The organism is Streptomyces sp. NPDC096311, from assembly GCF_044763085.1.
Lineage (GTDB): Bacteria > Actinomycetota > Actinomycetes > Streptomycetales > Streptomycetaceae > Streptomyces.
Genome location: NZ_JBIWFN010000001.1, coordinates 769,773 through 789,750, shown reverse-complemented (window position 1 = coordinate 789,750; position 19,978 = coordinate 769,773). Strand labels below are relative to the sequence as shown.

Annotated in this window: 17 protein-coding genes; 7 read left to right on the top strand and 10 right to left on the bottom strand. The window is 70.0% G+C overall.

Translation table 11 applies throughout. The features are described from left to right. Positions 1-44: 44 nt before the first annotated feature. The 10 genes from ACIRA5_RS03545 to ACIRA5_RS03500 all read right to left on the bottom strand — a co-directional run bounded on the left by ACIRA5_RS03545 (position 45) and on the right by ACIRA5_RS03500 (position 11,562). Positions 45-905 carry a 3-hydroxybutyryl-CoA dehydrogenase gene (locus ACIRA5_RS03545; protein WP_403686745.1) on the bottom strand — a complete coding sequence of 287 codons (861 nt, stop codon included), beginning with the start codon at positions 903-905 and terminating at the stop codon, positions 45-47. A 46-nt stretch (positions 906-951) separates the two neighbouring features. Beyond that, positions 952-4,182: a fused isobutyryl-CoA mutase/GTPase IcmF gene (icmF, locus tag ACIRA5_RS03540; RefSeq protein WP_403686744.1), complete on the bottom strand. Its 3,231-nt coding sequence runs from the start codon at positions 4,180-4,182 to the stop codon at positions 952-954. Between the two features lie 178 nt (positions 4,183-4,360). Continuing rightward, the gene (locus ACIRA5_RS03535) at positions 4,361-5,572 is read right to left on the bottom strand and encodes a mandelate racemase/muconate lactonizing enzyme family protein (protein ID WP_403686742.1); all 1,212 of its coding nucleotides are present in this window, start codon (positions 5,570-5,572) and stop codon (positions 4,361-4,363) included. Next, the gene (locus tag ACIRA5_RS03530) at positions 5,569-6,996 is read right to left on the bottom strand and encodes a sugar porter family MFS transporter (RefSeq protein ID WP_403686739.1); all 1,428 of its coding nucleotides are present in this window, start codon (positions 6,994-6,996) and stop codon (positions 5,569-5,571) included. The genes ACIRA5_RS03535 and ACIRA5_RS03530 overlap by 4 nt, the downstream gene beginning before the upstream one ends. A gap of 116 nt (positions 6,997-7,112) precedes the next feature. Beyond that, entirely contained in the window at positions 7,113-8,051 is a 939-nt protein-coding gene (locus ACIRA5_RS03525; protein ID WP_403686737.1) for an alpha/beta hydrolase, read from the bottom strand. Beyond that, positions 8,038-8,817 (bottom strand): HpcH/HpaI aldolase/citrate lyase family protein, encoded by a 780-nt coding sequence (locus tag ACIRA5_RS03520; RefSeq protein ID WP_403686735.1) that lies wholly within the window; start codon positions 8,815-8,817, stop codon positions 8,038-8,040. Before ACIRA5_RS03520 ends, ACIRA5_RS03525 begins: the two co-directional genes overlap by 14 nt. After that, positions 8,807-9,718: an SDR family NAD(P)-dependent oxidoreductase gene (locus tag ACIRA5_RS03515; RefSeq protein WP_403686733.1), complete on the bottom strand. Its 912-nt coding sequence runs from the start codon at positions 9,716-9,718 to the stop codon at positions 8,807-8,809. Before ACIRA5_RS03515 ends, ACIRA5_RS03520 begins: the two co-directional genes overlap by 11 nt. Further along, the gene (locus ACIRA5_RS03510; protein ID WP_403686732.1) at positions 9,711-10,283 is read right to left on the bottom strand and encodes a hypothetical protein; all 573 of its coding nucleotides are present in this window, start codon (positions 10,281-10,283) and stop codon (positions 9,711-9,713) included. Before ACIRA5_RS03510 ends, ACIRA5_RS03515 begins: the two co-directional genes overlap by 8 nt. Then, entirely contained in the window at positions 10,280-10,801 is a 522-nt protein-coding gene (locus ACIRA5_RS03505; protein ID WP_403686731.1) for a nuclear transport factor 2 family protein, read from the bottom strand. Before ACIRA5_RS03505 ends, ACIRA5_RS03510 begins: the two co-directional genes overlap by 4 nt. Further along, positions 10,798-11,562: a ribonuclease activity regulator RraA gene (locus ACIRA5_RS03500; protein WP_403686729.1), complete on the bottom strand. Its 765-nt coding sequence runs from the start codon at positions 11,560-11,562 to the stop codon at positions 10,798-10,800. Before ACIRA5_RS03500 ends, ACIRA5_RS03505 begins: the two co-directional genes overlap by 4 nt. Before the next feature lie 103 nt (positions 11,563-11,665). Between ACIRA5_RS03500 and ACIRA5_RS03495 the strand changes: the two genes are divergently transcribed. The 7 genes from ACIRA5_RS03495 to ACIRA5_RS03465 all read left to right on the top strand — a co-directional run bounded on the left by ACIRA5_RS03495 (position 11,666) and on the right by ACIRA5_RS03465 (position 19,894). Beyond that, positions 11,666-12,487: a fumarylacetoacetate hydrolase family protein gene (locus tag ACIRA5_RS03495; protein ID WP_403686727.1), complete on the top strand. Its 822-nt coding sequence runs from the start codon at positions 11,666-11,668 to the stop codon at positions 12,485-12,487. Positions 12,488-12,492: 5 nt separating this feature from the next. Further along, positions 12,493-13,299, top strand: a complete 807-nt coding sequence (locus ACIRA5_RS03490; RefSeq protein ID WP_403686725.1) for an IclR family transcriptional regulator — start codon at positions 12,493-12,495, stop codon at positions 13,297-13,299. Positions 13,300-13,768: 469 nt separating this feature from the next. Beyond that, positions 13,769-14,737, top strand: a complete 969-nt coding sequence (gene iolC, locus ACIRA5_RS03485) for a 5-dehydro-2-deoxygluconokinase (RefSeq protein WP_403686724.1) — start codon at positions 13,769-13,771, stop codon at positions 14,735-14,737. 4 nt (positions 14,738-14,741) lie between these two features. Beyond that, positions 14,742-15,614: an aldolase gene (locus tag ACIRA5_RS03480; protein WP_403686723.1), complete on the top strand. Its 873-nt coding sequence runs from the start codon at positions 14,742-14,744 to the stop codon at positions 15,612-15,614. Beyond that, complete coding sequence (gene iolB, locus ACIRA5_RS03475; RefSeq protein WP_403686720.1) at positions 15,611-16,507, top strand: 5-deoxy-glucuronate isomerase; 897 nt, start codon at positions 15,611-15,613, stop codon at positions 16,505-16,507. Before ACIRA5_RS03480 ends, iolB begins: the two co-directional genes overlap by 4 nt. Beyond that, positions 16,507-18,390: a 3D-(3,5/4)-trihydroxycyclohexane-1,2-dione acylhydrolase (decyclizing) gene (gene iolD / locus ACIRA5_RS03470; protein WP_403686719.1), complete on the top strand. Its 1,884-nt coding sequence runs from the start codon at positions 16,507-16,509 to the stop codon at positions 18,388-18,390. Before iolB ends, iolD begins: the two co-directional genes overlap by 1 nt. A 13-nt stretch (positions 18,391-18,403) precedes the next feature. Beyond that, positions 18,404-19,894, top strand: coding sequence for a CoA-acylating methylmalonate-semialdehyde dehydrogenase (locus ACIRA5_RS03465; protein ID WP_403686718.1), 1,491 nt, complete (start codon positions 18,404-18,406; stop codon positions 19,892-19,894). Positions 19,895-19,978 lie beyond the last annotated feature (84 nt).

Here is a 19,978-nt window from a genome sequence, read left to right as displayed (position 1 = left end):
GGCGGCAAGCCCCACCGGCCGACGGTCGGCGGGGCTTGTCGTGTTCAAGCGTCGTAGCGGTAGAAGCCGCGGCCGCTCTTGCGGCCGAGGTGGCCGGCGGCGACCATGCGGCGCAGGAGCGCGGGCGGCGCGTACAGAGGCTCCTTGAACTCCTCGTACATCGACTCGGCGACCGCCTGAGCGGTGTCGAGCCCGATGAGGTCGAGCAGACGGAGCGGGCCCATCGGGTGGGCGCAGCCGAGTTCCATGCCCTGGTCGATGTCGTCGGGGCGGGCGGCGCCGGACTCCACCATGCGTACGGCACTGAGCAGGAAGGGCACGAGCAGGGCGTTGACCACGAAGCCGGAGCGGTCGGGTGCCTGGATGGCCTGTTTGCCCAACTGCCCGGCGAAGTCGCGGGTGCGCCTGACGGTCTCCCGACTGGTCGTCAGGGCGGGGATGAGCTCGACGAGTTGCTGTACGGGCACGGGGTTGAAGAAGTGCATGCCGATGACCTGCGCGGGCCGTTCGGTGGTGACGGCGAGGTCGACGACGGGGATGGAGGAGGTGTTGGTGGCCAGGACCGCCGTGGGATCTGCCACGGCCTTGTCGAGGGCTCGGAGGACGTCGGTCTTGATGTCGCGGTTCTCGGCGACGGCCTCGATGACGAACTGACGGTCGGCCATGTCACCGAGGTCGTGCGTGAAGGAGAGACCGGCGAGGGCCTGGTCCCGCTGCTCCTCGTCGAGTTTGCCGCGCCGTACGCCCCGGTCGAGGGAGGCAGTGACACGGCGGCGGCCCGCGGCGACGGCGTCGGGGGTGGCCTCGGCGACACGGACGTCGAGGCCGTGGCGGGCGGCGACTTCGGCGATGCCGGAGCCCATGAGGCCGCAGCCGACCACGCCGAGACGGGTGATGGGGTCCATCTGAGGTCCTATCCGTTGAGGTGCCACGGTTGATGGGTGAGCCGGGTCAGACATTGCGGCGGTACTGGCCGCCGACCTCGAAAAAGGCGTCGGTGATCTGCTGAAGGGAGCAGATCCGGGCGGCCTCCATCAGGACGGCGAAGACGTTGCGGCCGTCCACCGCCGCCTCTTTGAGCGCGCCGAGTGCCGCGTGTGCCTGGTCGCCGTGCGAGACCTGGTAGTCCCGGACGCGCTCCAGCTGGGAGTGCTTCTCCTGCTCGGTGGCGCGGGCGAGTTCGATGACGGCGGGTTCGGCGGTGTCGGCGTGGGGGTTGCGGAAGGTGTTGACGCCGATGATGGGCAGGGTGCCGTCGTGCTTGCGCTGCTCGTAGAGCATCGACTCGTCCTGGATGCGGCCGCGTTGGTAGCCGGTCTCCATGGCGCCGAGCACTCCGCCGCGTTCACTGATCCGCTCGAACTCCTGCAGAACGGCCTCCTCGACCAGGTCGGTGAGTTCGTCGATGACGAACGAGCCCTGGAGTGGGTTCTCGTTCATGGCCAGGCCCCATTCCCGGTTGATGATCAGCTGAATGGCCAGGGCTCGGCGGACGGAGTCCTCGGTGGGGGTGGTGACGGCTTCGTCGTAGGCATTGGTGTGCAGGCTGTTGCAGTTGTCGTAGATCGCGATGAGCGCCTGCAGTGTGGTGCGGATATCGTTGAAGTCCATCTCCTGGGCGTGCAGGGAGCGTCCGGAGGTCTGGACGTGGTACTTCAGCTTCTGGCTGCGCTCGCCCGCGCCGTACTTCTCCTTCATCGCGACGGCCCAGATCCGGCGGGCGACCCGGCCCAGGACGGAGTACTCGGGGTCCATGCCGTTGGAGAAGAAGAACGACAGGTTGGGCGCGAAGTCGTCGATGCGCATGCCCCGGGCGAGGTAGGCCTCCACATAGGTGAAGCCGTTGGCCAGGGTGAAGGCGAGCTGGCTGACGGGGTTCGCGCCGGCTTCGGCGATGTGGTAGCCGGAGATGGACACCGAGTAGAAGTTGCGGACCTTGTTCTCGATGAACCACTCCTGGATGTCCGCCATCATCCGCAGCGAGAACTCCGTGGAGAACAGGCAGGTGTTCTGGCCCTGGTCCTCCTTGAGGATGTCCGCCTGTACCGTGCCACGCACGTTCGCCAGCGTGTGCGCCCGCAGCCCTTTCGTCTCCTCGGACGAGGGGTCGCGGCCCTCGGTGGCGCGGAACCTGTCGATCTGCTGGTCGACGGCGGTGTTGAGGAAGAACGCCAGGATGGTCGGCGCGGGACCGTTGATGGTCATGGACACCGAGGTGGTGGGCGCGACGAGGTCGAAGCCGTCGTAGAGGGCCTTCATGTCGTCGAGGGTGGCGATCGAGACCCCGGAGGTGCCGACCTTGCCGTAGATGTCGGGGCGTTCGTCGGGGTCGCGGCCGTAGAGGGTGACCGAGTCGAAGGCGGTGGAGAGACGGGTGGCGGGCTGTCCTTCGGAGAGCAGCTTGAAGCGGCGGTTGGTGCGAAACGGGTCGCCCTCGCCGGCGAACATCCGGGCAGGGTCCTCGCCGTCGCGTTTGAAGGGGAACACCCCGGCCGTGAAGGGGAAGTGGCCGGGCAGGTTCTCCCGCCGCCAGAACCGCACCAGCTCCCCGTGGTCGGTGAAACGGGGCAGGGCGACGCGGGGTATGCGGTTGCCGGAGAGGGATTCACGGGTCAGTCGGGTGCGTATCTCCCGGTCCCGGATCTTCACGACCTGTTCGTCTCCGGAGTAGGAGGCGACGACGGCGGGCCACTGCGCGATCTGGTCACCGACGTCGTGCGGGACTTGCCTGCGGGCGTCCTCCAGCAGCGACCGCACGTTCTCCGCGCCGGAGCCCGCGTCCAGGAGTTCGTTCTCGACCGTCTCCAGGCGCTGCGCCCGCCGGGCCGCCTCGGCCAGTCGACCGGTCTGCGCATGGTAGGCGCGGACGGTGTCGGTGATCTCGGCCAGGTAGCGCACCCGGTCGGCGGGGACCACCTGCCGGATGCCTGAGGAGTGACGTACATCGACCGGCGGCAGCGAGCCCTCGGACAGCGGCAGCCCCCGCTCGGCCAGGCCGGTCGCCAGGTGCTGGTAGAGCGCGGTGACTCCGTCGTCGTTGAAGGTGGCCGCCGAGGTGCCGTACACCGGCATGTCCTCGGGCGGCGTCCCGAACGCCTCCCGGTTGCGGACCAGTTGGCGGCCGACGTCGCGCAGGGCGTCCTTGGCGCCGCGCCGTTCGAACTTGTTGATCGCCACGACGTCGGCGAAGTCGAGCATGTCGATCTTCTCCAGCTGCGAGGCGGCGCCGAACTCCGGCGTCATCACGTACAGCGAGGTGTCGACGAACGGCACGATCGCCGCGTCGCCCTGGCCGATGCCGGGCGTCTCTACGATCACCAGGTCGAAGCCGGCCGCCTTGACCACGTCGATCACGTCGGACAGGTGCTCGGGCAGCTCGCGGCTGCCGCGGGTGGCCAGGCTCCGGAAGAACACCCGGTTCCCGTCCAGGGAGTTCATCCGGATCCGGTCACCGAGCAGCGCACCGCCACCACGGCGACGGGTCGGGTCCACCGCGATCACCGCGATCCGCAGCTTGTCCTGCTGGTCGACCCGGAACCGACGCACCAACTCGTCGGTGAGCGACGACTTCCCCGAGCCGCCGGTACCAGTGATGCCGAGCACCGGCATGGCCCGTGCCACCGCCGCAGCACGCAACCGGGCCAGGAACTCCGGTGGCAGTTTGCCCAGCTCCGCGCCGGTGATGGCACGGGCGACCGCGAACCGGTCGCCCGCGAGGACGGCGTCGGCGTCCGCCGGCTTGCCGTCCCAGAGGTCGAAGTCGCAGTCACGCACCACCGAGTTGACCATGCCGGCCAGGCCCATCCGCTGCCCGTCCTCCGGGGAGAAGATCGTCACCCCGTTCGCGCGCAGCCTGGCGATCTCCTCGGGCACGATCACACCGCCCCCGCCGCCCACCACGCGTATGTGGTCCGCTCCCTGCGAGCGCAGCGAGTCGACCAGGTACTCGAAGTACTCCACGTGCCCGCCCTGGTACGACGAGACCGCCACCCCGTGCGCGTCCTCCTCCAGCGCCGCGTCCACGACCTCTCGTACCGACCGGTTGTGCCCGAGGTGGATCACCTCGGCGCCTTGCGACTGGAAGATCCGCCGCATGATGTTGATGGACGCGTCGTGCCCGTCGAACAGCGCCGAAGCGGTGACCAGACGGACGGGGTGCGCGGGGCGGTGCAGATCACTCATGGAGGCCTTCCCGGACGGGGCAAGGGAACGCTGACTCAAGAAATACTAGGACGTCCTAGTAATTTCCGTGAGGCGGCACCTCCGTGAGTAACAGCACAGAGGGGGAGATCACGCAGCGGCACGGGGGGGGCCGACGCTCCGGTCGACCGGCCGCGCCGACTCGCCGCGGGTGCCGGCTTCAGCGGAGGCCTCGATGTGGCCCATGCGTCGAGGCGGTGTCGATCGAACAGCCGGGCAGGGCGATATCCCGGATCACGTCTTCCGCGATGGCGACGCCGAGGCCCGGGGCGTCGGGGATATCCACGCGACCGCCCCTGGCACGGATCGGGTCGACCAGGACCGCCTCACGGAGAGGGTTGGGGCCTCGGTCGAATTCCAGGAACTGCGGTGTGCCGCCGGTGGAGCCGTACGGCTGGTCAGGGAGGTGAGCCAAGAGCTGAAGGACCGCTGCCTCGGCGATGCCCGTGCCCCAACAGTGCGGGGAGATGCGGACGTTCCAGGCCACGGCGTTGGCGACGACCGCCAGTGCTTCGGTGTAGCCGCCGCATTTGGTGAGGTCGGGCTGCACGATGTCGTATCGGCGCTCGGCGATCGGGTCCCGGAAGGCGTAGCGGGTGGCGAGTGCCTCGCCCGCGGCGATGGGCACACCGCAGTCGCGTATCACTCCCCAGCCGGTGTGGTCGACCGGCGGAAGCGGCTCCTCGACCCAGTAGGGGTCGAGGTCGAGCAGGGCACGCAGGGAGCGGCTGACAGTGTCCGGGGTACCGCTGCCGTTGTAGTCGACCATGAGCGTGCCGTCGGCGCCGAGCGTCTCGCGGGCGATCTCCGTGCGGGCGCGATCCTCCTGCGGGGACGTACCGACCTTGATCTTTGCGGCGGTGAATCCCTCGTCGACGGCTCGCTGCAGCTGCTCACGGAACTCGCCGAGGTCGCGGTGCGGTGTGACGTAGCCGGTCGAGGCATAGGCCTGGACCGTGTCCCGCACCGCGCCGCCGAGAAGGTGAGACAGCGGAACGCCGTAGGTGCGGGCCTGCGCGTCCCACAGCGCGATGTCCAGTCCGGACAGCGCCGCGACATGCGTGCCTCCCTGGCCGAGGACATAGTTCGTCTCCAACGACCTGAGCAGGAAGCCCTCCCGCGCGTCGACCGGGGTGCCGATGAGCTGCTCGGCGAATGTGGCCAGGAACGGTGCGACATGGCGGGGCGGCCCGAACGACTCGCCCCAGCCGACCACTCCATCCGAGGTCGTCACCTTCACCGCGGTGCACACGCGGGCCTGCATCACGACCTTCGACGCACCGTATCCGCCCTTGGGCAGCGGGTGTTCGAGCGCGAACGTCTCGATCCGGGCCACTGTGGGACGACCGCCTCGTGCCGTCGGGACCGTCATGCCTGAACCTCCGTACCGGACGTCTTGGTCATCAGGGGCTCCTGTTCGGCAGGGGCCGAGCCCTTCCCCTGCCCGTGCCCCTGTAGGTTCCGCTCGATCTCTTCGAGTGTCTGGCCCTTCGTCTCGGTGACGTATCGCATCCCGAAGACGACTGCGCACGCGTTCAGCGCGGCGAAGATGAACATCGACGCCGAGAGGCCGATTCCGTCGAGCATGACCGGGAAGGCGAACGCGACACCCGCTGTGGCGATCCACACCGCCATGCTCGCGACGCCCATCGCGGCGCCGCGTATCCGCAACGGGAAGATCTCGCCCATCAGCACCCAGAAGGTCGGGCCCCAGCCGACCTCGTTGCCGGCCAGGAACAGGGCCATGAACAGCACCAGCAGGATGCCGCTGGGGTGTTCGGCCCGTGCCGCGAGGGCCAGGCCGAGCAGGCTGAGCCCCATCACGACGTTCCCCAGGACGAGCAGGAACTTACGGCCGACCCGGTCGATCAGCAGCAGGCCGAGGGCCACGAAGACGACTTTGACGACGCCGAGACCAACCGTGGTGAGGATTGCGACCCCGGAGCCGAAGCCGACGTTCTCAAGGATCGTGGGTGCGTAGTAGGAGATCGCGTTGGTTCCGTTCAGCTGGGTGAGGATCGCGAGACCGATGCCCACGACGAGCGCAGGGCGCACCCATCGGCTGCGCAGCGCGCCTCGCTCCGTCGGCTCCGCCGCGATCGCACGAATCTGGTCCAACTCAGCCCATGCACCGGCGCCGTGAGTGGCCGTCAGCAGAGTGCGGGCTTCGTCCTCGCGACCATGGGTGACAAGCCAGCGTGGGCTTTCGGGCAGGCGGATCGTGCCCAGCACGAGCGCGAGGGCGGGCACCGCACCGGTTGCCAGCATCGCACGCCAGTTGCCGGTCGGATCCAGTACGAGGTTCACCAGGTACCCGGCCAGGATTCCGGTCACGAGCATCAGCTGGTTGAGCCCGCCGAGCCTGCCGCGCGCGTGGGCGGGGGCCATCTCGGCAAGGTATACGGGAACGAGCGCGGAGGCGCCGCCCACGCCCACGCCGAGCACGAGCCTGCTGAGGATCAGGGTCGACGTGCCCGCGGAGATCGCGCTGGCCAGCGATCCGGCGATGAACACGACGCCGAGGACCAGGAGCACCCGGCGACGGCCGATCCGGTCCGAGAGCCGCCCGGACGCTGCGGCACCGAAGATCGCGCCGACTGCCAGTGCCGCGACGATCAGGCCGACCTCCGTCGCGGTGATCGACGGGTAGTCGTCACGAATGAACGGGAGGGCGCCGGCCAGCACCCCGGTCTCGAATCCGAACAGGAAGCCCCCGAGGGCACCGAAGGCGTAGATGTAGCGGGTGGACGGGATCCGTGCCCCGGGCGCGGAACCGGCTCGTGACGTCGTCGTCATCGAGGAACCTCCATTGGTTGTCAGAGTTTCCCAATGAATCGAAATATTCCTGATTCATTGGGTTTTGTTCCGGCTAAGGCTTCCGACAGGCATGCGCGGGAGACGGCCCCGGCCGGTCAGCCGGCGTCGAGGGCGTCCGCGATCAGCGCGTTCGTGCGAGCGATCAGTTCGGCGGCCACCGGCAGGTGATCCGGGTAGCGGAAGAACCCGTGAAAGGTTCCCGCGGCCTCCCAGTGCCTGGTGGGCACTCCGGCCGCGGTGAGGGCGTCGGCGTAGGCGCGGCCCTCGTCGCGCAGTGGGTCGCACTCCGCGGTCACCACCAGTGCGGGTGGCAGCGCCGCGGTCGGTCGGCCGCGCAGGGGCGACACCCGCGGGTCGTCCCGCTGCGCGGGATCAGGCACGTACTGATCCCAGTACCAACGCAGATGGGCCGGTGTGAGGTTCACATGCGCTGTCGGGTCGCGAAAGGACTCGGTGCCGGGGTCGTGCGCCGTCACCGGGTACAGGAGCACTTGCAGGGCCACCGCCGGTGCACCGCCGGCGAGCACCAGGCCCGCCGCGATGTTGGCGCCGGCGCTGTCTCCCACGAGAGCCAGGCGGGCGGGGTCCACGCCGATCTCGGCGGGGTGCGCCGCCACCCAGGCGAGGGCTGTGCGGGCGTCGTCGAATGCGGCGGGGAACGGGTGCTCGGGTGCCAATCGGTAGTCCACGGACACCACGACGCATCCGGCTCCCTCACACAGGTTCCGGGCCACGCCGTCGTGCGAGTCGAGATCGCCGAACACCCAGCCGCCGCCGTGCAGATACACCACTGCGGGGAGCGGCGCCGCGATGCTCGCCGGGTGATAGATCCGCAGGCGCAGAGGGCCGTCGCCAGGTCCCGGGACCTCACGGTCACACACGCTGTGCACCTGTGGGGCGGTACTGCGCGGGAGGCTCGCCCCGGCCATCATCACGCGTGCCTCGGCGGCGTCGGCGACCGTCCCGCCCAGGTCGGGCTGACAGTTCGTCAGGAAGGGCGCCAGCCGCGCCGCCGCCGGATCAAGTGTCGCCATCGCTGCTGTCCCGAGCACCGTCGGCGAGCTGCCGGAACCTGTCGACGAGGACCTTGGTGACGTTGTAGACGATCAGGCCGGGCCGCGCCGCCCGGGCCCGCTCCTCATCGCCCACGACGGTCAGGACGTGCCGGCCCGCCCCGGCGGCGACGGTGTTGATCCTGGCGACCGCGTCGCGCACGGCGGGCTCGTCGACTCCGCCGGTCAGGCCCATCGACACCGAGAGATCCGCGGGTCCGGCCATCACGGCGTCGACGCCGGGTACGGCCAGGATGGCGTCGGCGTCCGCCACTCCTTTCCCGGTCTCGATCATGACGGCCACCAGGGTGTTCTCGCGAGCCCGGCGGATCTGTGCGGCCGCCGGCACGGTGCCGAACCGCCCCGCCTGTCCGTACTGCGCGAAGCCCCGCCCTCCGAGAGGGGGAAAATGTGCGGCCCGGACGATCGCCGCGGCCTCGGCGGCGTCCTCGATGTGCGGTGCGAGCACGCCCTCGGCCTCGCTCTCCAGGACACGCAGCACGTCGTCGGTCCCGCTCCGACCGATCCGGACGAGACTCGCCATGCCCCGCGCGGTCGCCAGGGTGATGTGCTGCTGGAGGGCGAGCAGATCGGACGGGCCGTGCTCACAGTCGAGCAGGACGAAGTCGAACCCCGCGACCGCGGCGTACTCGATCAGAGGCTCGGCCGGCATCCGCACCAGCATTCCGACCGGGCTCTCGCCTAGTTCCAGTCGCTTCTTGAGCGGCACCCTCTGCTCAGTCATCATGGCCGTACCCTTCGATGTTCTCGGGGGTCCAGACCGTGTCGATCTCGACCTGGGGGGCGCGGGCCTGGACGGCCATCCCACCGTCGACGTTGTAGATCTGCCCGGTGACGTACGCCGTCAGCTCACAGGACAGGGCTACGACGTTGGCCGCGACGTCCTCCGGTCGTCCTGTCCGGCCCAGCGGGATCTGCGTTGCTTTGAGCCGGGCCAGCCCGGGATCGACGGTGTCTGATCCCTCGGTGCCCTCGGTGACGTCGACGGATCCTGGGCGCAGCGCGTTGACCCGGATCCCCCAGGGCGCGAGATCCACCGCCGTCGCCCGGGTGAACGACTCGATCGCACCCTTCACCGAGTCGTAGGCGATCTGGTTGCGGTGCGCCCGAGCGGCGCCGTGGGAGCTGATGTTGAGGATCGTGCCGCCGTGTCCGGCGGCGGCCATGGCCGTCGCCGCGCGGTGGGTGGCGAGGAAGAGCAGGTCGAGGTTGGTCCGGGTGAAGCCCGACCAGCCCTCGACGTCGAGGGAGAGAAAGGGGCCCCATGCGGTCGCCGGTCCGCGGGCGTAGGCGTTGTTCACCAAGGCGTCGACCGTCCCGAACTCTCGCTCCGCCTGCGCGAACACCGCTTCGACGGCTGCCGGATCGGACATGTCCGCGACGGTTTTGATCGCCCGTCCACCCGCCACTTCGATGTCCTTGAGGGTGCGTTCGGCATCGGCGGACCGGACGTCGTTGACCACTACGGCCGCGCCTTCCTTCGCGAGACGGATCGCGATCGCCCGCCCGAGGTTACGGCCGCTGCCGGTCACCAGTGCGACCCGGTCGCGCATCAGCCCGTACCCCGCGTTCCGCTCTCCGCTGCCCGACGCGCCGCCGGGTGCCTCGTTGTGCGGACCGTCAGCCACGGCGGTCCCTCCTCACTTGATGTCGTCGGCCCGCCGTGTTCGGCGGGTCGGCTCCGGCTGCCGGGCCAGGCAGTACCAGTCGCCCGTCGACCCGTCGCGGCACCTCCACCGGGCCGTCGCTCAGTTCCTCCGGCAGAACCGCCTCGGGCACGTCCTGCCAGGTCACCGGCCGCAGGAAGCGGCGGATCGCCGTCGTGCCGACGGATGTGTGCAGGGTGTTCGTGGCCGGCCACGGTCCGCCGTGGTGCTGGGCCCACGACACGAGCACCCCCGTCGGGAGGCCGGCGAACAGCCGCGCCTGGTAGCCGGTCCGAGTCAGCTCGCCCTCGATGCGCGGCGCAGGGAGGGCGGTCTCCCGCACCCCGAGTTCGACGATGCGTGCGCGCCGGGACTCGAGTTCCTCGGCCACAGCGCGCAACAGCACCGCCCGGCCGGAGCGGCCCAGCCCGTCGAGAGCCGGGGCGGCCTGCGCGACGAGCCGCGCGACCTCGGCCGACGAAGTCTCTTCCGCGACGGCTTCGACCACCGCGCCGCTTCGTGGATCGGCGCTCACCACCGCGCTCATGCCGAGACCTCGCCGGCCGGAGCGCGGTACTGGGCGTCGGGATGCGGCCGATCGACCGGCGGTGCCAGGTGATAGGCGCTGGCCGAGTAGTCGTAGCCCTGCAACGTGACCTCCGGTCGGCCGTCCGACGCGGCGGCGTAGAACGCCCTGATCTCGCGGATCAGCCCGGTCTCCGGGTCGAAGACGTACCACTCGTCGCCCCGCAGGCAGCCGCCCGCCCGCGTCTTCCAGTGGGTCCACTCGATGACGGCCTGCAGCGTCTCGGGCTCGGCTATCAGCCGTTCGATCGACCAGGCCGAGCCGATCGTCAGGACCAACTGACGCCAGTTCTCGGCGATCGTCCGGTTGCCGGCCCAGGGACCGTCCAGGCCAGGGGGGAAATAATGGACGGCGTCAGCGGTGAACTGCGCGGCCATCAACTCCACGTCGGCGGCGTTGCAGCCGTCGAAGTAGGTGCGGATGGTGCGCTCCATCCGAGCCCGCTGCTCGGCGGGACCGAGATCGGCGAACCGGGTCATGACGCCACCTCCTCACGGTCGGCGGCGCCCCGGGCCGCCTTCCACGCGTCGTACTCCGCGACGGTCTCCGCGCTCGGCGGGTAGACGCCCCACAAGGATTCCCCGGCCCGGACACGGGTGTGCAGATACGCCTCGAGCTCCTCCTGCTCCGCGGCGGGTCCGGCGATCTCCGGCGCCAGAGCCCGCGGGACGACGATGATGCCGTTGCGGTCGCCCACGAGGACATCGCCGGGGTATACGGCCACGCCGGCGCACCCGATGGGGACCTGTAGGTCGGCGACGTGGAACGAAGCCGGCCGTGTGGTCGCGGTGATGGCCCTCGAGTAGGCGGGGAATCCCAGCTGCCCGATCTCGTGTCCGTCGCGCAGCGCACCGTCGGTCACGAACGCCGCCGCGCCCCGCTTCATCGCCCGGGTGACGAGCATGTCGCCGGCGGAGGCGGCACTGACGTCGCTACGGCTGTCCACGACCAGGACCTGCCGCGGACCCACGTTCTCGACAGCCTCCCACTGCAGCGTGTTGCCCGTTCGGTACGGATCGTCGAGGGGATCGACGTCCTCGCGCGACGGGATGAACCGCATCGTGAACGCCTCGCCGACGAAGCCGTCGAAGCCGTCCCCCACCGGGGTGAGCCCGACGAGCACCGGCTGGCGGATCCCCCGCCGGTAGAGCTGCGTCGCCAGCGTCGCGATGCTCGCACGAGCCAGGTTCTCGAAAACGTCGTCGTCCAGAGGCTCGACGACCGCCGAAGGTGCCTTCACAAGGTCGCTCCTTCTTGCCGGGGCTCATGACGCTAACACGGAGGTAACATGAATTCCCACTAGATGATATAAGTTCTCACTGACTAGGAATATGGAGGTCGGGATGAGGCTGGCACGGGTTCGCACCGAGGACGGTCCGACGACGGTGATGGACGGCGGCGACGGGATCTGGCGCGCTGTGGACCGCGATCTGCTCGAACTGGTCGAGGGCTCCTGCTGCACGGCAGGCGACGAGGCCCCGTTCACACCGGGGGCCGTCCTCGCGCCGTTCCGTCCGCCGACGATCATCGGGATCGGGCTCAACTTCCGGGACACGGTCGCGGAGATGGGCTGGGATCTGCCGGACAAGCCCTACCTGTTCCCCAAGCTCTCATCGAGCGCCACCGGGCCCTTCGACCCGATCGTCGTCGACCCCGCCGTGACGACCCGGGCCGACTGGGAGGGCGAACTCGGTGTGGTGATCGGCAGCACGACCCGCGACGTCGGTCCCGACGAAGCACTGGACCACGTCTTCGGCTATCTCGCGGCCAACGACATTTCCGCGCGCGACGTCCAGGCGACGGACGGCCAGTGGGTACGGGGCAAGGGACTGGACACGTTCTGCCCGCTCGGACCGTGGATCTGCACCGCCGACGAGATCGCCGACCCGCAGCGGGTCCCCATTCGCACGTGGCACAACGGCAGGCTCGTCCAGGACGGCACAACCGCGTCGATGGTCTTCGGGGTCGCCGAGCTCATCAGCTACTGCTCGCGCTACTTCACTCTCGGACCGGGCGACGTCATCCTGACCGGAACCCCGGCCGGCTGCGGGGACTTCCAGGACCCTCCCGTCGCGCTGACTCCGGGCGATGTCGTAGAGGTCGAGGTCGGGCCCCTCGGCCGCCAGCGCAACCCCGTTGTCGGGCCGAGCGGTGTGACAAAATGAGGGCCATGTCCATCGAGCCGTCCGTTCCACCAGGGCGAGCCGCCGCACTGGATCCCCGAGCGGGTGCGCTCGACCGCGGGCTCGCGATCCTGATGCACCTTGCACGGCGCCGCAGCGCCCGAGTCGCCGATATCGCCGAGGCTCTCGGGCTGAGCAAGTCGACCACCTACCGGCTTGTCGAGCGTCTGCAGCAACAGGACTGGCTGGTTCAGGAGACACACGGTGGCGAGGTTCGCCTGGGGCCCGCGGCGGCTCAACTCGCCGCGGCCGCCACCAGCTCCACCAGCTTGCGCGACGCCGCCGATCCCGTCCTGCGAGAGCTCCTGACCGCGACCCAGGAGACCGTCAGCCTGGCGGTGCCCAATGGACTGACGATGGTGTTCGTCAACCGCATGAAGGGGCCACATCCGGTGGGTGTCTCCGCCGAACTCGGTGTGACCCGGCCCCTGCACTGCACATCGGTGGGGCGCGCCTATCTCGCCGCGCTGCCGTCCGATCAGTGCGAACGGGTTCTGGACGAGCTGGCCGCTTCCCATGAGTCGCCCGTGACCGCGGCCGACCTTCCAGGCCTGCGCCATGTGCTCGAGACGACTCGCGAGCGCGGCTGGTCAGAGGACCGCCGGGAGTTCAACATCTCCAGCTCGTGCGCGGGCGCAGCCATCCGCGATCACACCGGACAGCCCATCGCCGCGTTCAGCGTGGCCGGCGTAGCCGAACGAATGGACCCCGAGTTGGACGCGGTCGGCCCCCTGGTCCGCAAGGCCGCAGGCACCGTCTCCGCTCGGCTCGGGTATCTCCCACCCGAAGAGTGACGAGAGGCGGGCATCCCTCGACGAGGCTTTCCCGGCAGACGGCGGGGGACGCTCGCGACCTCCCGGTCGCACGCGACGCCGAACCCGGGGCCCTGCGACACATGGCGCAGCCGTCTTCGTCGATTTGAGGCGAGCACCTCCTCCAGGCCCTTGTTCATCGCCGTGCAAGAGCCGCTGCGCCGCCCCGGGCCGTCGTCCGGCTTCCCACCCGCCGCCTGCTCGATGTGTCCACCGGTGACCGTCCTCCCGTGACCAGTCGCGCCGCAGGCTGTCCAGCACCCGCACCGGCCGCCTCGGCAGGGCCTGGAGCACCAAGTTGCGGAAACCCCGTAGCAACAACCTATTGACATGACATTTGCCTGACGGCATCGTACTCGCCTTAGAGCGCTCTTTTAAAGCGCTCTAAATCAATCGCTGCCTGCACCGCCGCCTCCATCCGGGGTCTCCGGAGCGAAGGGAAACCAGTGTGATGTCGTTCGAAGTGCTGACCATGGGGCGTGTGGGAGTGGACGTGTATCCGCTCCAGACGGGCGTGGGGCTGGCCGAGGTCACCTCGTTCGGCAAGTACCTGGGCGGCAGCCCGACCAACGTGGCGGTGGCCGCGGCCCGGTACGGCCGCTCGTCGGCCGTGATCACCAAGACCGGCCGGGACCCGTTCGGCGAGTTCATCCGCACGGCCCTGGAGGGCTACGGCGTCGACAGCCGCTTCGTGGGGACGTCGGACGTCGTGCCGACGCCGGTGACGTTCTGCGAGATCTTTCCGCCGGACGACTTCCCGCTGTACTTCTACCGGCTGCCGAAGGCTCCCGACCTGGACCTCCGGGCGGATGAGCTGGATCTGGGCGCGGTACGGGACGCGGCGGTCTTCTGGATCACCGGGACCGGCCTGAGCGAGGAACCGAGCCGCTCGGCCACCCTCGGCGCCCTGGCGCACCGGGCCAAGGCCGGGGCGACGGTCTTCGATCTGGACTGGCGGCCGATGTTCTGGGCCGACCCGGCCCAGGCGCGTGCGTACTACGCCGAGGCGCTACGACACACGACGGTCGCGGTCGGCAACCTCGACGAGTGCGAGGTCGCGACCGGTGAGCGCGAGCCGTACGCCGCCGCGAAGGCGCTGCTCGCCGCGGGCGTGGAGTTGGCCGTGGTGAAGCAGGGCCCGAAGGGCGTGCTCGCGATGGACCGGGACGGTTCGGCCGTCGAGATCCCGCCGGTGCCGGTGGACGTGGTCAACGGACTGGGTGCCGGCGATGCCTTCGGCGGGGCCCTGTGCCACGGGCTGCTGTCCGGCTGGGACACCCGTCGCACCGTGTCCTTCGCCAATGCCGCCGGCGCGATCGTCGCGGGCCGGCTGGCCTGCTCCGAGGCCATGCCGACCGAGGCCGAAGTGACCGCGAAACTCCGCGAGGCATCCCTCGCCTCCACCGAACGAAAGGCGTGACGACGTGCTGTCCGACAACGTGAACCGGATCGTCGACGCCCGGGTCAACGACCCCGGCGCCGTCGCCGCAGCCGCCGCACGCCGCGTGCAGGCCACCTCGCTGCTCGGCGAGCACGGCAAAGCGATGATCATCGCCGCCGACCATCCCGCACGCGGCGCCAATGGCGTCGGCGGCGACCCCAACGCCATGGCCGACCGCTTCGAACTCCTGGACCGGCTGTGTGTCGCGCTGGAACGGCCCGGCGTGACCGGCGTCCTGGGCACGGCGGACATCCTGGAGGACCTGCTCCTCCTCGGCGTGCTGGACGGCAAGTCCGTCTTCGGCTCCATGAACCGGGCCGGACTGGCGGGTTCGGTGTTCGAGATCGACGACCGATTCACCGGCTACGACGCCGAGACCATCGCCGCGATGGGCTTCGACGGCGGCAAGATGCTCACCCGCATCGCCCTCGACGACCCGGCCACCCCGGCCGCCCTGGAGAACACCGCCCGCGCCGTCGACGAGCTGAACGACCGTCAACTCATCGCCATGGTCGAGCCGTTCCTGTCGCTGTGGCAGGACGGGAAGATCCGGAACGACCTGTCCACCGACGCCGTGATCAAGTCGGTCACCATCGCCTCGGGGCTGGGCCGCCGCACCAGTTACACCTGGCTGAAACTGCCCGTCGTCAATGACATGGAGCGTGTCCTGGCCTCCTCCACCCTGCCCGCGCTGCTGCTGGGCGGCGAGGTCAAAGATGCCGCCGCGGCCTTCGCGGCCTGGGGCAAGGCGCTCAAGCAACCCACCGCACAGGGCCTGGTCGTGGGTCGTTCCCTGCTCTACCCCGCGGGCGGCGACGTGGCCGGCGCGGTGGACAAGGCGGTGAGCCTGCTGTGAGCGACACCAGCAAGTACCACCTGCCCAAGGGTAGTTCGGCCGACGGCCCCTACGACCTCCTGGTCACGCCCGAGTCGGCCGGCTGGGGATACTCCGGCCTCAGGATCCTGACCCTGAGGCCGGGTGAGGCGCACACCCTGTCCACCGAGGACTCCGAGCTCCTGGTCCTGCCGCTGACGGGCTCCTGCACCGTCACCACGGACGGCAAGGCCCTCGAACTCGAAGGCCGGACAGACGTGTTCGCCTCGGCCACCGACTTCGCGTACCTCCCCCGCGCGTCGGAGGCCCTGATCAGCAGCGCATCCGGCGGAAGGTTCGCGCTGCCCTCCGCCCGTACCGAGCGAGGTGGCCTCCCCGCCCGGTACGGGCGCAAGGAGGACGTCCCCGTCGAACTCCGCGGGGCAGGAGCCTGCTCCCGGCAGGTCAACAACTACTGCCTGCCCGGCGCCTTCGACGCCGAGCAGTTGCTGGTGTGCGAGGTCCTCACGCCCGGAGGGAACTGGTCCTCCTACCCGCCGCACAAACACGACGAGGCCCGCACGGACGACGCGGGCGACCCGGTCGAGTCGGAGCTGGAGGAGATCTACTACTTCGAGGTCTCCGGCGGCGAGAACGGCTTCGGCTACCAGCGGGTGTACGGGACTGCCGAGCGCCCCATCGACGTGCTGGCCGAGGTCCGCTCCGGCGACACCGTCCTGATCCCGCACGGCTGGCACGGCCCCTCGATCGCCGCACCCGGCCACGACCTCTACTACCTCAACGTCATGGCCGGTCCCGGACAGGACCGCGCCTGGCTGATCTGCGACGACCCCGCCCACGGCTGGGTGCGCGGCACCTGGGACGCGCAGGACATCGATGACCGGCTGCCGTTCGGCGCCGCGGAGAGCGAGTAATGGAAACGATCCGGCTCACCACCGCTCAGGCCCTCGTCCGCTTCCTGGCCGGCCAGTACAGCGAGCGCGACGGCCAGGAGCAGCGCCTGATCCCCGGTGTGTGGGGCATCTTCGGCCACGGCAACGTCGCCGGCATCGGCCAGGCCCTGCTGCAGGCCGCCACCACCGGCGAGGCCGACCTGCCCTACTACCTGGCCCGCAACGAACAGGGCATGGTGCACGCCTCGGTCGCCTACGCCAAGATGCGCGACCGGCTGGCCGCCTTCGCCTGCACGGCCTCCACGGGGCCAGGCTCGACCAACATGATCACGGGTGCGGCGCTGGCGACCACGAACCGGCTCCCTGTCCTGCTGCTCCCGTCGGACATGTTCGCCACCCGCGCCGCCGACCCGGTGCTGCAGCAGCTGGAGGACACCCGTGGCGGTGACGTCACCGTCAACGACGCCTTCCGCGCCGTATCCAAGTACTTCGACCGCATCACCCGCCCCGAACAGCTCATCCCGGCCGCGCTCGCCGCCATGCGGGTACTCACCGACCCGGTTGAGACCGGCGCCGTCACCCTCGCCCTGCCACAGGACGTCCAGGCCGAAGCCCACGACTGGCCCCTCTCCTTCTTCCGGCGCCGGGTCTGGCACGTGGGCCGCCCGGTGCCGGAGACAGCCGCCGTCGAGCGGGCCGCGCGCCTGCTGCGCGCCGCGCGCAAGCCGCTGATCGTCGCGGGCGGCGGCGCCGTCTACTCCGGCGCGGAGACCGCCCTGCGGGCGTTCGCCGAGGCCACCGGCATCCCCGTCGCCGACACCCACGCCGGCAAGGGCGCCGTCCCCTGGGACCACCCCTACGCGGTCGGCGGCATCGGCTCGACGGGCTCGTATGCCGCGAACGAGCTGGCGAAGGAAGCCGATGTCGTGCTCGGTATCGGCACCCGGTATTCCGACTTCACCACCGCCAGCCACACCGTCTTCGCCAACCCGGACGTCACCTTCGTCAACCTCAACGTGGCCCGCCTGGACGCCGTCAAACACTCCGCCGAACCCCTGGTCGCCGACGCCCGCCTCGGCATCCAAGCCCTCGCCGGAGCGCTGACGGACTGGGAGGTCGAGCAGTCCTACCGCCGCCGTACCCGCGAACTGATCTCCCGTACAAGGGAGATCGAGGAGGAGTGCTTCGCCCCGGACCGCAACAGGGGTGACCTGCCCGCCCAGACCCAGATCCTCGGCGCGCTCAACGACGTCCTGGACGACCGCGCGGTGGTCATCAACGCGGCCGGATCCATGCCCGGTGACCTCCAGCAGCTGTGGCGGGCGAGGGACCCCAAGGCCTACCACGTCGAGTACGCCTACTCCTGCATGGGCTACGAGGTCGCCGCCGGTGTCGGCACGAAGATGGCCGACCCCTCCCGCGATGTCGTCGTCCTGGTCGGCGACGGTTCGTATCTGATGATGGCTCAGGAGATCGTCACCATGGTCTCCGAGGGCCTGAAGGTCATCATCGTCCTGGTGCAGAACCACGGCTTCGCCTCCATCGGCGCGCTCTCCGAGTCCCTCGGCTCGCAGCGGTTCGGCACCAGGTACCGCTACCGCAACGGCGACTCCGGCCAGCTCGACGGCGACGTGCTGCCCGTCGACCTCGCCGCCAACGCCTCCTCCCTCGGCGCGGACGTCCTGCACGCCACCTCCGTCGAGGAGTTCCGCTCGGCGATGGAGAAGGCGAAGACGGCCACCCGCACCACCGTCGTGCACGTCGAAACCGACCTCTACGGCCCCAACCCGCCCGGCCACGCATGGTGGGACGTCCCCGTCAGCGAGGTCGCGGCCCTCGACACCACCCAGGCCGCCCACGACACCTACGCCACCCACAAGCGCGCCCAGCGGCACTACCTCTAAGGACACCCACCCCGTGAACACCATCCCGCACTGGATCAACGGCGCCGAGGTCACCTCCGAGACCACCGCCCCCGTCTTCAACCCCGCCACCGGCGCCGAACAGGCCCGCCTCGTCCTCGGCGCCGCCCCCGAGGTGGACGCCGCGGTCCAGGCCGCCGCCACCGCGTTCGAGACGTGGCAGGACTCCTCCCTCTCCCAGCGCGTCCAGGTCATGTTCAACTTCCGCCAGCTCCTCCTGGAGCACGAGGAGGAGCTGGGCCGGATCATCTCCGCCGAGCACGGCAAGACCGTCGACGACGCCCGCGGCGAGATCACCCGCGGCCGCGAGGTCGTCGAGTACGTCTGCGGCCTCGGCGACGTCCTCAAGGGCAGCTTCTCCGACCAGGTCTCGCGCGGCGTGGACGTCCACAACTTCCGCCAGCCCCTCGGCGTCGTCGCGGGCATCACCCCGTTCAACTTCCCGGCGATGGTGCCGCTGTGGATGCACCCGGTCGCGATCGCCACCGGCAACACGTTCATCCTCAAGCCGTCCGAGCGCGACCCCTCCGCCGCCAACTTCGTCGCCGGCCTGTACAAGAAGGCCGGCCTGCCGGACGGCGTGTTCAACGTCGTGCACGGCGGCAAGGACGCGGTCGACGCGATCCTCACCCACCCGGGCATCGAGGCCGTCTCCTTCGTCGGCTCGACCCCGATCGCGAAGTACGTGCACGAGCAGGCCACCGCGCACGGCAAGCGCGTCCAGGCCCTCGGCGGCGCCAAGAACCACGCCGTCGTCCTCCCGGACGCGGACCTGGAGTTCGCCGCCAACCACATCACCGCCGGCGCCTACGGCTCCGCAGGCGAGCGCTGCATGGCCGTCTCCGTGGCCGTCGCCGTCGGTGACGCGGCCGACGCCCTGTTGGGGATCCTGGAGCGCAAGGCGAACGAGGTGAAGGTCGGCCCCGGCGACCAGCCCGGCATCGAGATGGGCCCCCTGGTCACCAAGGCCGCGCAGGAACGCGTCGAGAACGCCGTCACCACCGCCCACACCCAGGGCGCGACCGTCGTCGTCGACGGCCGTGGCCTGAAGATCGAGGGCCACGAGGACGGCTTCTTCACCGGCCCCTCCCTCCTCGACCACGTCACCACCGAGATGGACGCCTACAAGGAAGAGCTCTTCGGCCCGGTCCTCGCGATCGTCCGCGCCGAGTCCCTCGACCAGGCCATCGACCTGATCAACGCCAACCCCTACGGCAACGGCACCGCCCTGTTCACCGCCTCCGGCGAGGCCGCCCGCCGCTTCCAGCGCCGCATCAAGGTCGGCATGATCGGCATCAACGTCCCCGTCCCGGTCCCGATGTCCTACTACTCCTTCGGCGGCTGGAAGGACTCCCTCATCGGCGACCACCCCATCCACGGCCCCGAGGGCGTCCGCTTCTACACCCGCCCCAAGGTCGTCACCACCCGCTGGCCCCAGCCCAAGCAGCAGGTCACCGCCGGCTTCAACTTCCCCACCTCCAGCTGACGGCAGACGACCGCCCCGCACCAAAAAGCCCCCGCCCCCATCGCCGTATGCAGGTCCGAGCACCTGCTCTGCTGCGGCCCGGAC